Here is a 13,338-nt window from a genome sequence, read left to right as displayed (position 1 = left end):
GCCTTCCGCCGGATCTGCCGGCTGGAACGGCTGTTTGTTTGTCTGGGTGCAGGCGCAAGCCTAGGGAGAACGGGGGCATGATTCCATGCCGGTCTATTCCCGGTCTCCCTGGTAGCGGCGCTCATTGGACTCCCACCGGAAGGCGGAGAGCATGAACCCGATGACGCCGAAGACGAGCAGGCGGATGGTCAGCCATTTGCCGGTAAGCGTGCCCTGGGTCACCCACTCTATACCGGTGAACAGCAGGGTAAGGCCGATCCCCCAAGCAGCTACGCCGTAATACATCACATATTTTGCCTTGCCTATCGTTCTGATTTTGGCCCATTTGGCCGCCTGTTCCTGGTTCATGTGATTCGTTGTTCCCCCTGCGTTCAGTCCTACCTTAGATTTCGCTTCCCTGCCGCTGTATTCCTGCCGGCAGATGCCGATTACAGGAGATATTTCTTGTAAGATTATGGTATAATCGCAGAAGACTAAGGAAGGGCAGGAAACAACGTAGGCATGAGCAAATTTTTGTTATTCGGACTTATTTTTTGGTTGACCGGCAACCCTTTCGTTGCCATCTTCGTACTGCTGCTGATTTTCTATGTACTGGACCGGCAGTTCGTCGGCATGACGCCGAGCATCTTCAAGCCGTTCCAGCGGATGCGGCGGCTGTCGAGATTGAAGGAGGAGCTGCGGATGAATCCGCATCATACCTCGACCAAGCTGGATATCGCCCGCATTTATATGGAACAGAAGAAATACGAGAACGCGCGGGAGCTGCTCCTGCAGGTATCCGCCGTGATGGAGGATTCCGCGGATGTGCTCAGCGAGCTCGGCATCTGCGAGCTCCACCTCGGCCGCCCCGAGGAGGGGGAGCGGTTGATTCTTGAAGCGCTTGAACGCAACCCCCGGGTCAAATACGGCGATCCTTACCTGCGCCTCGGTGAAGCTTATGCCGAACGTGATAAAGAGAAGGCTGTGTATTACCTCCAGCGCTTCCGCGAGGTCAACTCTTCTTCCTGCGAAGCGTATTACAGGCTCGGCCTGCTGTACCGCCAGCTCGGAAGGGACGAAGAAGCCCGCAGTGCATTCCGCGAAGCGGTGGAACTGTACCGCGGGCTACCGGGATACAAGCGGCGCCATGAGCGCCGCTGGGCGCTGCTGGCCCGCTTCCGGTCATAGGACTGGAGCGGGCTGGGCTGCGGTGCGGTCCACAGCGAACGGGGCGAGATCGAGCAGCGGCGCTTCGCCTTCGGCCAGCTGGCGGACGATCCGTCCGGCCGCAGGCGCAAGCAGGATACCGTTGCGGTAATGGCCGGTAGCGAAGATCAGGCCCGGGGCCTCCTCCCAGATGCCCATGAACGGCAGGCCGTCGCGGGTGCCTGGACGCAGGCCGGCCCAGGTAGAGAGGAATTCGGCATCGGAGAGCCGCGGCAGCAGTGCCGCGGCTTTGCCGTGCAGTTCGCCGACGACGGCGGCTGACGAGCGCTTGTCGAAGCCGGCTTCCACCTGCGTGGCTCCGATCAGGCAGGTGCCGTCCGCCTTCGGGACGATATAGCAGCCCTGCGTGAACAGCGTCGCTCGGGTAAGGGGGGCCTGCGGCCTCACAGAGATGCATTGACCCTTCACCGGGAACATGGGCAGCGTCAGGCCGAGCGGTTCGGTCAGCGCGGCACTCCATGCCCCCGCTGCGAGCACGACTACATCGGCATAGAACGGGCCTTCTGCGGTCTGCACTCCCGTGATACGGCCGCCTGCCTGCTCCCGGAGCAGCCGGAAGACCGGCGTCTCTTCCCGGATCGTACAGCCCTGCCGCTGCAGGGCCGCCTTCAAGGACCGGGCGAGCGCGACCGGGTGCACCTGGTGGTCGGCAGGGAAATGCAGGCCGCCCCGGACGGCCGGGGAGATCTCGGGCTCCAGCTCCCGGAGTTCCCCGGGCGTGCACCAGCGCGCGTCACGGATCCAGGAGAGCCGGCCCCGGAGCTCGAGCTCGTCGGCTTCGGTGAGGGCCGCTCGCAGGATGCCGTGCGGGATATACTCGGTGGACACGCCTCCGGTCTCCTCCAGCCGGTCCGTCCACGACTTGTACATCCCCTGGCTGATCCGGCACAGTTCGTAGAACGGGCCGGGACGATGCGTCTCCACCTGGGCGCCGAGCATCCCGGCCGCAGCGGTGGAGGCCTCGCTCCCCAGCGTTGCCTTGTCTAGCACCGTGCAGGCGAAGCCGGCTTCGCCTAGCTCGTAAGCGGCGGCGCAGCCGATCACGCCGCCTCCTATGATGAGGGCTGACGGGCGGCCTTGATGTGTTGATCTCATCTTCGTCATCATGGTCTAGATCCATCCTTTCCTGGGCGTATGCGTAGTCCGGTCGAGCCGGTCCCGGTAGGCGCGCAGCTGGGCGGCAGGGTCGGGATGGCCGAATACCGAGGACAGCACGGCTATGCCGGCGGCTCCGGTAGACAGCACCTCATCGACCCGTTCCGGATCTATGCCGCCAATGGCTATGACGGGCACGGGGGAGGCCTCGACGGTATCCGCCAGCGCCTGCAGTCCCCGCGGGGCCAGCCCGGGCTTGGAACCGGTCTCGTATACGTGCCCGTACAGCACGAAGTCGGCTCCGAGCCCTGCGGCAAGCACCGCTTCGGCCGGACTATGCACGGAGCTGCCGATCCGCAGGGTTCCAGGCGGGGCCAGTTCCCGGGCTTCGGCCGGGGAGAGCGAGGCGCCGGTCAGCTGCACGGCATCGGCGCGGACGGAGAGGGCCGCATCCAGGCGGTCGTTGACGGCCAGCTCCGAGCCCTGCGGCAGCAGCGGCTTCAGCCGCTTGTACCACACGGCGAGCTCATGCGCGCTGCGGTGTTTCTCCCGGATATGGAGCATATCGATCATCCCGGCAGATGAGCTGCCAAGAATGGAGACGATGTCTTCGAGCTCCAGCCTGCCGGTGGTGAGCACATGGAGGGCATGGATTCTCGGAGAGGGGCGAAGGTCGGATAAGTCGCTGGTGGACATGGCTCGAATCGAACCCTTTCTATACTCGGTATAGGTAATAGAAGAATAAGAAAGACAACTTGCACCGTTTAAGCAAGCGCGTTGCCTCTTAAGAGGCAGCCGGCGCGACTTCACCCTGCAAGAAATGGTATTCTCATCATACCCCTATGCCTGGTGAGCGTCAAAGCGTTTGCCCCACTTGTCATAAAATGATCACGGAAGCGTTCTATCCCCGCATGGCGGGCGCCTTGACGGGTCTGCGGGGGCGTACTACACTGAGGAGGAAGAATAGAAGGACGAACGACCGCAGCACCCGAAGGAGAGGATTCTCATGACGTTGTACAAAGCATTAACGATTGCCGGCTCCGACAGCGGGGGAGGCGCCGGCATCCAGGCCGATCTCAAGACGTTCCAGATGCTGGACGTGTTCGGTATGTCCGCCGTCACGGCCGTAACCGCCCAGAATACGCTGGGCGTGCACGGCATCTACGATATTCCGCTTGAAGGCATCGAGCGGCAGATTCTTGCGGTCTTGTCCGACCTTGGAGCCGATGCGGCGAAGACGGGCATGCTCTCCCAGCCGCAGGTGATCGAGCTGGTGGCGGATTGTCTCACGAAGGCCGGGCTGACCCGTCTGGTCGTCGACCCCGTGATGGTGGCGAAGGGCGGGGCCCCGCTGCTTGCCGAGAGCGCGCAGGAAGCGCTGCGGGAGAAGCTGCTGCCGCTGGCGGCCGTCGTCACGCCGAACCTGCCGGAAGCCGAAGTGATCACGGGCCTGAAGCTCTCTACGCTGGACGATATGAAGCGGGCGGCTGTCCGGATCGTGAAGGAGCTGGGGGCGGGAGCCGCCATCGTCAAGGGCGGGCACTACGAAGGAGCCCCGACCGATGTGCTGTATGACGGCGATTCGTTCCATCTGCTGAGCGCGCAGCGCTATGAGACGCGGCACACGCACGGGACAGGCTGTACGTTCTCGGCAGCGCTGTGCGCCGAACTCGCCAAGGGCAAGCCGCTGCTCGAAGCGGCGCATACAGCCAAGACGTTCATTACGCTGGCCATCCGGCACGAACTCGGCATCGGCGGCGGGCACGGGCCGACGAACCACTGGGCCCACTCCAGGCATGGTAAGGCGCTGGACAGCGGAGTACATTTACAGAAGGAGCCTTCGACACCATGAGCTATGAATATTTGATGCAGGCCGTCCTGCTGATTGTGCTGCTATTTCTCGCATTCCCGGCCGTGATCCTCTGGTCCCGCTGGAAAAAGAAGAAACGGGGATAAAGTCATGTACTATGTAAATCACGAGCAAATCGATGTGCGTCTCGCGTTCATTCCCGCTTTGACTAAGGCCTGCAGAGAGCTGGAAGCAGCTTGGGCGGCGGAGGCGGCGGAACCGGGTCTGCTGCTCCACTTGGCGCAGGAGCGGACGCTGATTCTTGCCATCGAGACGGTTACGGACGTCGGGAGCCTGCTGATCGACGCCTTCATGATGCGCGATGCGAGCTCGTATGAGGATATCGTGGACATCCTGGCGGGGGAAGGCGTAATCGAAGCGTCAACGGCGGGAGTGCTGCGGGAGCTTGTAGGCCTGCGGCGGACGCTGACCCAGGAATACACCTCCTTGGAACGCAGCGGGCTTCATCCGATGGTCCCGAGGCTTCCACAGAGACTTGAGGCGTTCGCAGAGCGGGTGCCGGCGTTCATCCGCAAGGAAGTTATTTAGCAAGAAAGTCATTTAACCGGATAAGAGCAACCGATACCCAGTGTTCACGCGGCGCACGGCGGCAAATAGAGGTTGAATCCACACCCATGTCATGCGAGCTGTCCCTTCGAGGACGGCTTTTTTAATTTAATAGATGAAAGGACGATGGAGCCGTTCAACCTGTATGGGCAGGCCTTACCGGGCAGGCTTTATATACATAGTAGTATGTTAATTTACTTATTGATGGATTTCGTATACAATAAATGTATTCATACGGTACAAGAAGAGCCGCGCAACGATAGGCGGCTGGCTGCTAGAAGGACGGTGAGACCGCATGAAGACCGAAGACGGATCCACACGCAGGGTCATACTGACCATGCTCAAAACCAAAGGCCCGCTTAGTGCCGGGGAGATGGCAAAGGGACTCGGCATTACCGAAATGGCCGTCCGGCGGCATCTGCATACCTTGGAGCGGGACCAGCTCATCGAAGCGAGGCTGGTTCGCCAGGCGATGGGGCGGCCTGCGCATTTATATTCTTTAACCGGCACCGCCGACGATCTTTTTCCGAAGAAGTATCAGCACTTGGCGATGGATCTGCTGGAAGAGCTGGAGCTCACGGCCGGAGCGGATCAAGTCGACTTTCTCTTCGACCGGCGCAAGGAACGGCTGATCGCCAGGTACCGGGATCGGATGGACGCCAAAGCGTGGGACGAACGGGTGAGAGAACTCGCCGAGATTCAGAATGCCAACGGGTATATGGTGGAGTTGGATCAGCACGAAGACGGAACGTTTCTGCTTCAGGAATTCAATTGTCCGATCGCTCAGGTCGCCAATCAATATAATCATGCCTGCACCTGCGAACTGGCGATGTTCCAAAGCCTGCTCGGCCCGCAAGCCCGGATCGAGAGGACGGAGTGTCTGGCCAAAGGCGGGGGCAAATGCACATACGAAATCCGCCAGCTGTCACAGGCCGGCGGTAAGAACTAAGAAACCATCTTTGCGGGGCTTCGGCCTCTGCCAAGATGGTTTTTTGAAATACTAGAATTTCTATCTCGCCAGAGCTCGATCCCGTAATCTTGTATTTCTTATAAACGTTCATCGTCCCTTAAGGACAGCGAAGCCGTTTATCTTGTTAGGAGGGAGGGGACACATCGCTGGTGGAGCCGTAAGAGCGGCGGCCGCATATGTGGTTGACGGCTGCAGCCGCCAGCGAGACAAGCGCCAGAACCAAGAGAACGAGCAGCTTCTCCCGCAAACCGCTGGCGGACAGATCGAACATCAGCGCCTTGACGAACACGCAGATGAGCCCGAACGACCCGAAGGCCTGGAACCGCTTGCGGCCGCGGCACGTGCCCCAGAGGAACAGCAGCAGCGCTTGAAGTCCCCATACGGCCGAGAGAGCGAGCTCCAAGGGCAGGAAGAGGCCTGTAGTCCATGACTGCAATATAGAAGCGGTAAGACCTCCGAGACAAATATGGCTGAGCAGAACCAGGCTTCCGTTCACAATTCTGCGGTCTTCCTCCTGCATGCCCGTAAAGCCCGCCCTGCGGCACAAGAGTACCCCGGAGACCAGAAGCAGCAGCCAAATACCGGGCCGGAGCACAGGGGAGCCGGATGGGGAGCCGAGCACCATCCAGAACCAGCATAGAAGGATGGAGAGCCAGACCACCATGGCACCGCCGCGCAGCAGATCCAGCTTCAGCCGGCATCCGGCGGCTAGCAGTCCCATCGAGAACAGTACGCCGCAGGTCAGCAGGAGCAGCGGAGGCAGCTCCATCTCGCGGCAGATGCGGATGAAGGCCAGCAGGAGCAGCGCCCCGCCGCCGAACAGCTTCGTCAGTACGGGGGTGGAAAGCTCGCGTGTGATCCGGTACAGGCCGAACGAGAGCAGCACGTATATACCGCCCATGGCCAGCATTGTGTATTGGAGCAGATGGCCGTCCCGCCCGATGACGAGCATCCAGAATCCGAGGAGAAACCCGTTCAGTACGCCGAGCTTCAGGTTCAGGCCGCTGTAATCCGTCCGGGTATACCATGAGGCGAAGAACAGGACTGCGGTATAGAATACATAGATGGACCAGGCCAGCCGGAGCGGCGCATTCCAGTCCATCCCTTCCGAGAGCTGCGTCTGCAGATAATAGAGCAGGAAGAGGAGCCAGGTCCCGGTGAAAGCGGTCATCGTCAATTCCGCCCAGCGGAACCGGATGCCAAGTCCAAGACAGACCGCATTCCACAGCAGCACAAAAAGGAGCAAAGAAGCGCCATGTACCGGAGGATGAAGACTTTCATTACCCTGGATCAGGCGGTATGCCAGAGCGAGCCAACCGGTCAAGAGCGTCAGGACGGCGGCTGTCCGCCAGGCGGCGCCGGCGTGCAGAATACGCAGCTGCGGCAGCATTTCCTTCATCATGGGTATCCCTCCTCGCATGGCAGCAGCATCAAATCACCTTGATTGTAACGGAGGGAAGCGGGGCAGGTAAGTACTATTTTTTACTAGTACCCCCCCGCCGGAGGGAAGGGTAGGAACAGGGCAGTCCGGTTAAGCTAGAAGAGATCCTGCGAATCGGAGGAGGGGAACTGCCATGGACGGAATTCAATTTCGCCGGTTAAGCGAACAGCTTGGCCGTTCGCTGCCCCAAGGGGTGGCTGCCGAGAGATGGAACGAATACATGCAGTACCAAGACGAAGAGGACCAGGCGGAGGACTATACGCCGGAGAGCGAGCGGCGCGAGATGCCGCGGTCAAGGAGGGAAACGTCATGAGCCGTCTTAACGAGATCATGGACAACCACCAGCAGCTGGAGCGCTTGAATGCGCTGCTGAAGCATTACAGCGTCAACGCCGAGTTCGTGACGGCGTCGCTGATCGATAAGCTGGACTGTCTCTCTTCCTCCTCCTCTGAAGAAGAGGAAGGGCAGGAAGAAGGATCGGCAGCCAAGGAACCGAATGCCGAGCTGATCGAAGACCTGAAGCGTTTCTCCTCAGGGTTCTAGATTGCTTTGCATCAGGCTGCCCGCGGTTTTCAGTTTTTCTAGCTCCCCCAGACAAAAGAGCGGCACACGGGCCGCTCTTTTGTCTGCCTATAATTGACCGGAACGCGATTCGCGGATAGCCTCCCATACCGAGACCTTCTCCTCGGTTTCTTCGTTGAAGAGCTCCCCGTCCTTTACATAATCGATATACAGAATCCCGTCGAGATGGTCGATCTCGTGCTGCATGCATACAGCCGTATGCCCTTCGGCATCCAAGAACACTTCCTGTCCCTCCCGGTTCAGCGTCTTCACGCGGACCGTCTGCGCACGCTTAACGCTCCCGTATAACTTGGGCAGAGAGAGACAGCCTTCGAAGGAGGTCTGTTCGCCGGACTTCTCTACAATCTCGGGGTTGATCAGTTCAATGAGGCCTTCGCCCATATCCAGTACCGCCACCCGTTTGGCAATCCCGATTTGCGGCGCGGCCAGCCCAGCCCGGCCGGGTTCGGCATATAACGTTTCCTTCAAGTCGCCAAGCAGCTTCAGTACACTCGGGGTGATCCCCGGAACCGGCCTGCATTTCTCGCGGAGCACCGGATCGCCAAGCCTGCGGATCATTTTCTCAGCCATAATACACGCCATCTCCTTTTAGAGTTCGTAAGTTCGTAGTCTTCATTGCAGGAAAGATGATTGCTTCCGTATCCAGTATACGAGAACGCCCCCCACAAAAGAAAGACCGTTCCGACTTAACGGAACGATCTTGTATTCTTGCTTCCAGGCACCGTCTCGGCAGTTTCCTTGATTTTGACCGCCTTGTCGATCCCGAACCGTTGGTAGAGCTTGCTGTAGGTCGATCCTGTGACGGTCGAAGTCTCCGCAGGCAGCGCGAGCTGCGTCCGCAGGGAAGCGATCGCCGCGGAGAGATCCTCTTCCTTCGGCACAATGTACGGACTGTCCCACCGGCCGTTCAGATGGATGAATTCGATCTGGTCGGGCTTCAGCTTCTGGAAGGACAGGATGAACCTCCGCAGCTCCTCCGCCGGAATATCCGTCTTGACGCTCTTGCCGGCAATCTCGAGAATCCCGCCCCAGCCGGCGATCCCGCTGAAGGAGGTCATCTTGCCGAGCAGCTCATCGAGCACTTTTTGCTGGCGTTCATTGCGGGCGGTGTCGGACGATTCTTCCGTCCCGCGGTTGGACTTGCGGTACCGGAGGAAATCCAGCGTCTGCTTGCCGTTCAGTGTCTGCTGTCCCTGTTTGAGGTTGATGTCGGTGCCGTCCCAGGTGTCCACATAGCGCATATCCATGTCGACGTAGGCTTCGATGCCGCCCAGTTCGTCGACGACATCCCGGAATCCGTCGAAATCAATGGCCGCCATATAATCGATCGGCAGGCCGAACATGTCGCTGAACAATTCTTTGGTATTCGGAATGGCGCTATCTTTGTCCTGATTGTAGTAGTAGGCATAATAGTAGTTGGCTTTATGGGCCGAGAGCCCGAACTCCTTCGGCTTCATCTCGAGGTCCCTCGGAATGGAGACGACCGTGGCTTTGCGCGTGTCGGGGTTCAGTGTGACCAGCATCAATACATCCGTATTCATGCTGCCCCCGCTGCCTCCGCGGCTGTCCACGCCGGTCAGCAGGAAGCTCATCGGTTTCCACTTCGCCGCGCTGGCCGAGGCTTCCCCGGAGAGCAGGCCGGTCTTGAGCGGTGAAGAAGAAGCAACGGACATGCTCTGAAGTGCCCTGTCCGCCTGGTGGAATAGATATCCGGCATACGCGGCGGCTCCCGCTCCCAGGATAGCCAGGCACACGACGGTGCTGCGGAGCGTGATACGTTTTTTGGGTTTGATACGCGATGGGAACATCGTCTACCTCCTGCACGAATGTCGAACACTGCCTATCATCATAACGTATCTATCCGGCGAAAAGGTTACAAAACGATTAAAATTATACGCTTTTTCGCCAAAATGTTACGGATTTGTTACCCTCTTCATCCGTATTTCTTTTACAATATAGGACAGGCTGTTAGTGGCTATTACCCCCGTTAGGAGCGGAATACACGGAGAACGGGGCGAAATGCGCGATTTTTGTACGGGAATAGGAAGGGGGTGCCGAGAATGGGACGCTGCCTGGTGAGCGGGATGCTTCTGCTGGCACTTTGGAGCTGTACGGGATGCAGTCTAATCGGCCAGCCCGGAGCCTATATGCGGCTGCCGAAGCTGCCGGCGGAGCAGGAGACGCTGAAGTCGACGATCGAATCGTCTCTGCCCCCAGGGGCCGCCCTGATCCGTCCGAGCAATGCCGTACAAGCGGGTGCCATCTCGCTCGTCGATCTGGACGGGGACGGAAGCGAAGAGGCGGTCTTTTATTATAAAATCAAGGAGAGCGAGCAGCTGCACGGGGAAATCTGGAGCGAAAGCGACGGTCCCTGGAAGCGTATCGACTCGTTCGAAGGCGCGGGCTACGAGCTCGACGAGCTGAGGTTCGAGCGGATCACCCTGGAGGACGCCTCCCGCGGCGTGAATCTGGTGGCGGCTTATGCCACGAAGGAAGATGCGCCGAAGGGCCTGGCCGTCTATGCCTTGGAGAACGGCAAGGCCGTCAAGAAGTTCGAGCTGCCGTATACCGATTACGTCATCGACGATCTCACGGGTGACGAACGCCAGGATCTGACCGTGATTCTGCATGACCGGGAGAAGCGGACTTCTGCGGCCGTATTGTACCAATATGAAGGGAACAAATTGCAAAAGCTGAGCACCCTGCACCTGGACGGCACGGTGAGCGGCTATTACAACATGATCAGCGGAAGGGTGACACCGGAGCTGCGGGGAGTCGTGCTGGATGCCGCGGTAGGCGCACATTCCTCTTATACGGAGATGCTGATCTACCGGGACGGCCGGCTTCGCAGGGCCTTCGACCCGGAGCGGACATACAAGGCCTATTCGGCCCCAAGCGAGGATGCGGACCGGGACGGGATACTGGATGTCGTAGGCATGGTCGAACCGCCGGGCTGGGAAGATCAGCCCGTGGCGGTGATCCCCTGGATCTATACCTATGACCGCTGGGACGGAAGCGGCGGATTCGAGCGGGTACTGCAGCGGTACTGGAACGGGCAGGACGGCTATTATTTCGACTTTCCTCCGGAATGGCCGAAGGAGACGACGCTTGAGATCGAGGAGGGGAGTTCGGTCCGGTTCATTACCGCGCCAGACAGCACCGAGCGCCTCGCCGAAATCCGGATATTCCGGGCCGACGATTGGAATGAGGAGCAGACGGATTGGCTGCCGGTTCACCGGACAGCGAATACGGTACTTGCCTTGAACCGGGAGGCGGAAGCGTACCGGAGCCGGCTGCACCTGCTGTCGGAGATGAAAAGCGAAGGGAGTGCGCCGTCTTGGGCCGAATCTTGATACTGGAAGACGAAGACTCCATCCGCAGCTTCGTGGTCGTGAACCTGAAGCGCCAGGGGCATGAAGTCAGCGAGGCGGTTAGCGGCGATGAAGCCTTGGCCCTGCTGCTCGGGGAGCCAGGGTTTGATATTGCGCTGCTGGATGTCATGGTGCCGGGCATCGACGGGTTCGAGGTGTGCCGCCGCGTGCGGGAAGTCAACGAGCGGATCGGCATCATCTTCCTCACAGCCAAGGTGCAGGAGCAGGACAAGGTGATGGGATTGTCACTTGGAGCAGACGACCACGTCAGCAAGCCCTTCAGCCCCGTCGAGCTCATGGCCCGGATCCAGTCGCTGCTGCGCCGCATCGGGCGCTCCCCCCAGCCTGGAGGAGAAGGGCAGCCGGCGGTCGTCTGCGGCCCGTTCGAGCTGCGGCCGGGCGCCATGGAGCTCTTGAAGCACGGGGAGCGGATCGATCTTACGCCGACGGAGTTCTCGCTGGTATCCCTGCTCATGGACCGCGAGCATCCGGTGTGGACACGCGGCGCCCTGCTGGATGCGGTCTGGGGCGTCAACTATGTCGGCGATCCGAAGATCGTGGATGTGAACATCCGGCGCCTGCGCCAGAAGATCGAAGACCAGCCGTCGAAGCCGGCCTTCATCGAGACGGTCTGGGGCAGCGGCTACCGCTTCAACTGGGAGGGACGCCCATGAAGACGGGACACCGCTCGCTGCGTCTGCAGGTGGTCTCCCGCTTCGTGATCGCCGTTCTGCTGACGCTGGTGCTGGTGGAAGGCGTCTTCTTCATCGCTGTCCGGCAGTTCTATTACAGCGGGATCGTCGGGGTGCTCTCGAACCATGCCCAGGTCTCGACGGCTTTCTACACGCGTTTTGCGGGCGATCTGCATTATACGAATCTGAGCCAGCATCTCAGCCGGCTCGTGACGAATTTTGCATATGAGACGGCGGAGCTGGAGATCGTCGACCGGGATGGCAGCGTACTCGCGGGCACGAGCGGCTTCGTGTCCTCGGGCCTCGTGCGCACGGCCGACGTGGCCGAAGCGTGGAAGGGAGGCACCGGCGTCTGGAGCGGCACGAATCCGGCGACCGGCGAACATATTATGGCCGTCTCGACCCCCTTGGTCTTCGACGGACAGACCCTTGCGGTTGCCCGATATGTTACGTCGCTGGGAGAAGTGGACCGGGTGCTGCGCATGATCTACAGCATCTCCGCGTGCGTCGGCGCGCTGGTGCTGCTCCTCGTTCTGCTCTTCAGCCTGACGCTCGCGGATTCGATCGTGAGGCCGATCAAGGTCATGACGCGGGCCTCGGCTGAGATGGCCCGGGGGCGCTTCGATGTCCGGCTGGACGCCTCGCACCGCAATGAGATCGGCGAGCTCGCGGGCACGCTGAATTATATGGCCAGTGAAATTGTACGCAGCGAATCGCTGAAGAATGATTGGATTTCTTCCATCTCCCACGAAATTCGTACGCCGCTAAGCTCGATCAAAGGCTGGAGCGAGACGATGCTCACCGGCGACCTCGAGGACCGGGACGAGACGCGGCTCGGGCTGTCGATCATCTCCAAAGAAACCGAACGGCTGGTCGGTCTGGTCGAGGAACTGCTCGATTTCTCGAGGCTGTACCAGAAGAACATCGAGCTGGATGCCTCGGCGGTCCCTCTGCTGCCCTTGGTGGAAGAAGCGGCCATGCAGATGAAGTCCAAAATGATGGGCAAACGCCAGGAGCTGCGGCTGCGGCTGCCGGAAGAAGGGCTGACTGTGCGCGGGGATGCCAACCGGCTCAAGCAGGTGCTGCTGAATCTGCTCGACAATGCGATCAAATTCACGCCGGCGGACGGGTGGATCGAGCTGGAGGTGACGCGGCCAGGCGAAGGCATCGCCGACATCCAGGTGAGGGACAACGGCATCGGCATCCCCCCCGAGCACCTCGGCAAGGTGGAGCAGAAGTTCTACCAGGCGGACCCGAAGCAGGAAGGCACCGGACTGGGCCTTGCGATCTGCAGCGAGATCGTGGCGCTGCATGGCGGATCGATGGAGTTGACTTCAGCCGAGGGGGAAGGAACGACGGTCCGCCTTCTCCTGCCGCTGGCTGTGGATTCGGCGGAAGCGTGATAGTGCTGCGAGGAAGGCGGCGAGGGTGTGCTGCGGCGAGTCAGTCGCTTTCGGGAGAGGCGTTCACCACCGCAGCGCGCCAAATAGGAGGCCCTCTCGGTACCTCCTGTTTGGCGCGGAATCAGGCGGGTCGAAGCCGGCATAGGAAGAGCCGCCATGGCT

The 13,338-nt window shown here is 60.2% G+C and carries 15 protein-coding genes; 9 read left to right on the top strand and 6 right to left on the bottom strand.

The genetic code is table 11. The annotated features are described in order from the left end of the window. Positions 1-93: 93 nt before the first annotated feature. Complete coding sequence (locus O9H32_RS01395) at positions 94-348, bottom strand: hypothetical protein (RefSeq protein ID WP_269863928.1); 255 nt, start codon at positions 346-348, stop codon at positions 94-96. Between the two features lie 153 nt (positions 349-501). Here O9H32_RS01395 and O9H32_RS01390 point away from each other — a divergent pair, with 153 nt between their 5' ends. After that, entirely contained in the window at positions 502-1,167 is a 666-nt protein-coding gene (locus tag O9H32_RS01390) for a tetratricopeptide repeat protein (protein ID WP_269863927.1), read from the top strand. Here O9H32_RS01390 and thiO read toward each other — a convergent pair. Both thiO and O9H32_RS01380 read right to left on the bottom strand, forming a co-directional pair. Next, a complete protein-coding gene (gene thiO, locus O9H32_RS01385; protein ID WP_269863926.1) occupies positions 1,162-2,301 on the bottom strand; it encodes a glycine oxidase ThiO in 1,140 nt (379 codons plus the stop codon). The two genes, O9H32_RS01390 and thiO, sit on opposite strands and share 6 nt — an antisense overlap. 15 nt (positions 2,302-2,316) lie before the next feature. Then, entirely contained in the window at positions 2,317-2,997 is a 681-nt protein-coding gene (locus tag O9H32_RS01380; RefSeq protein WP_269863925.1) for a thiamine phosphate synthase, read from the bottom strand. A 310-nt stretch (positions 2,998-3,307) separates the two neighbouring features. Here O9H32_RS01380 and thiD point away from each other — a divergent pair, with 310 nt between their 5' ends. From thiD to O9H32_RS01365, 3 genes are all read left to right on the top strand, one after another. Further along, positions 3,308-4,153, top strand: coding sequence for a bifunctional hydroxymethylpyrimidine kinase/phosphomethylpyrimidine kinase (gene thiD / locus O9H32_RS01375; RefSeq protein WP_269863924.1), 846 nt, complete (start codon positions 3,308-3,310; stop codon positions 4,151-4,153). A 108-nt stretch (positions 4,154-4,261) separates the two neighbouring features. Beyond that, entirely contained in the window at positions 4,262-4,699 is a 438-nt protein-coding gene (locus O9H32_RS01370; RefSeq protein WP_269863923.1) for a DUF86 domain-containing protein, read from the top strand. A 313-nt stretch (positions 4,700-5,012) separates the two neighbouring features. Next, positions 5,013-5,666 (top strand): helix-turn-helix transcriptional regulator, encoded by a 654-nt coding sequence (locus O9H32_RS01365; RefSeq protein ID WP_269863922.1) that lies wholly within the window; start codon positions 5,013-5,015, stop codon positions 5,664-5,666. Between the two features lie 145 nt (positions 5,667-5,811). Here the strand turns inward: O9H32_RS01365 and O9H32_RS01360 are convergent, their stop codons facing one another. After that, entirely contained in the window at positions 5,812-7,089 is a 1,278-nt protein-coding gene (locus O9H32_RS01360) for a hypothetical protein (protein WP_269863921.1), read from the bottom strand. A gap of 172 nt (positions 7,090-7,261) precedes the next feature. Here O9H32_RS01360 and O9H32_RS01355 point away from each other — a divergent pair, with 172 nt between their 5' ends. Together O9H32_RS01355 and O9H32_RS01350 are read left to right on the top strand one after the other, a co-directional pair. After that, positions 7,262-7,441, top strand: coding sequence for a hypothetical protein (locus O9H32_RS01355; RefSeq protein WP_269863920.1), 180 nt, complete (start codon positions 7,262-7,264; stop codon positions 7,439-7,441). After that, positions 7,438-7,671 carry a hypothetical protein gene (locus tag O9H32_RS01350; RefSeq protein WP_269863919.1) on the top strand — a complete coding sequence of 78 codons (234 nt, stop codon included), beginning with the start codon at positions 7,438-7,440 and terminating at the stop codon, positions 7,669-7,671. Before O9H32_RS01355 ends, O9H32_RS01350 begins: the two co-directional genes overlap by 4 nt. 87 nt (positions 7,672-7,758) lie before the next feature. Here O9H32_RS01350 and def read toward each other — a convergent pair whose 3' ends face one another. Both def and O9H32_RS01340 read right to left on the bottom strand, forming a co-directional pair. Then, positions 7,759-8,280, bottom strand: a complete 522-nt coding sequence (gene def / locus O9H32_RS01345; protein WP_269863918.1) for a peptide deformylase — start codon at positions 8,278-8,280, stop codon at positions 7,759-7,761. A 116-nt stretch (positions 8,281-8,396) separates the two neighbouring features. Further along, positions 8,397-9,518 (bottom strand): LCP family protein, encoded by a 1,122-nt coding sequence (locus tag O9H32_RS01340; protein ID WP_269863917.1) that lies wholly within the window; start codon positions 9,516-9,518, stop codon positions 8,397-8,399. Between the two features lie 252 nt (positions 9,519-9,770). Between O9H32_RS01340 and O9H32_RS01335 the strand changes: the two genes are divergently transcribed. The 3 genes from O9H32_RS01335 to O9H32_RS01325 are packed head-to-tail and all read left to right on the top strand — an operon-like array spanning position 9,771 to position 13,176. Then, positions 9,771-11,063: a hypothetical protein gene (locus tag O9H32_RS01335; protein WP_269863916.1), complete on the top strand. Its 1,293-nt coding sequence runs from the start codon at positions 9,771-9,773 to the stop codon at positions 11,061-11,063. After that, on the top strand, positions 11,048-11,755 hold the full coding sequence (locus tag O9H32_RS01330; protein ID WP_269863914.1) for a response regulator transcription factor: 708 nt from the start codon (positions 11,048-11,050) through the stop codon (positions 11,753-11,755). The genes O9H32_RS01335 and O9H32_RS01330 overlap by 16 nt, the downstream gene beginning before the upstream one ends. Further along, positions 11,752-13,176, top strand: a complete 1,425-nt coding sequence (locus tag O9H32_RS01325) for a sensor histidine kinase (protein WP_269863913.1) — start codon at positions 11,752-11,754, stop codon at positions 13,174-13,176. The genes O9H32_RS01330 and O9H32_RS01325 overlap by 4 nt, the downstream gene beginning before the upstream one ends. The last annotated feature ends 162 nt before the right edge of the window (positions 13,177-13,338 follow it).

Source organism: Paenibacillus caseinilyticus, assembly GCF_027533645.1.
In the GTDB taxonomy this organism is placed as follows: domain Bacteria; phylum Bacillota; class Bacilli; order Paenibacillales; family NBRC-103111; genus Paenibacillus_G; species Paenibacillus_G caseinilyticus.
This window is presented reverse-complemented; position numbering and strand designations above follow the sequence as displayed.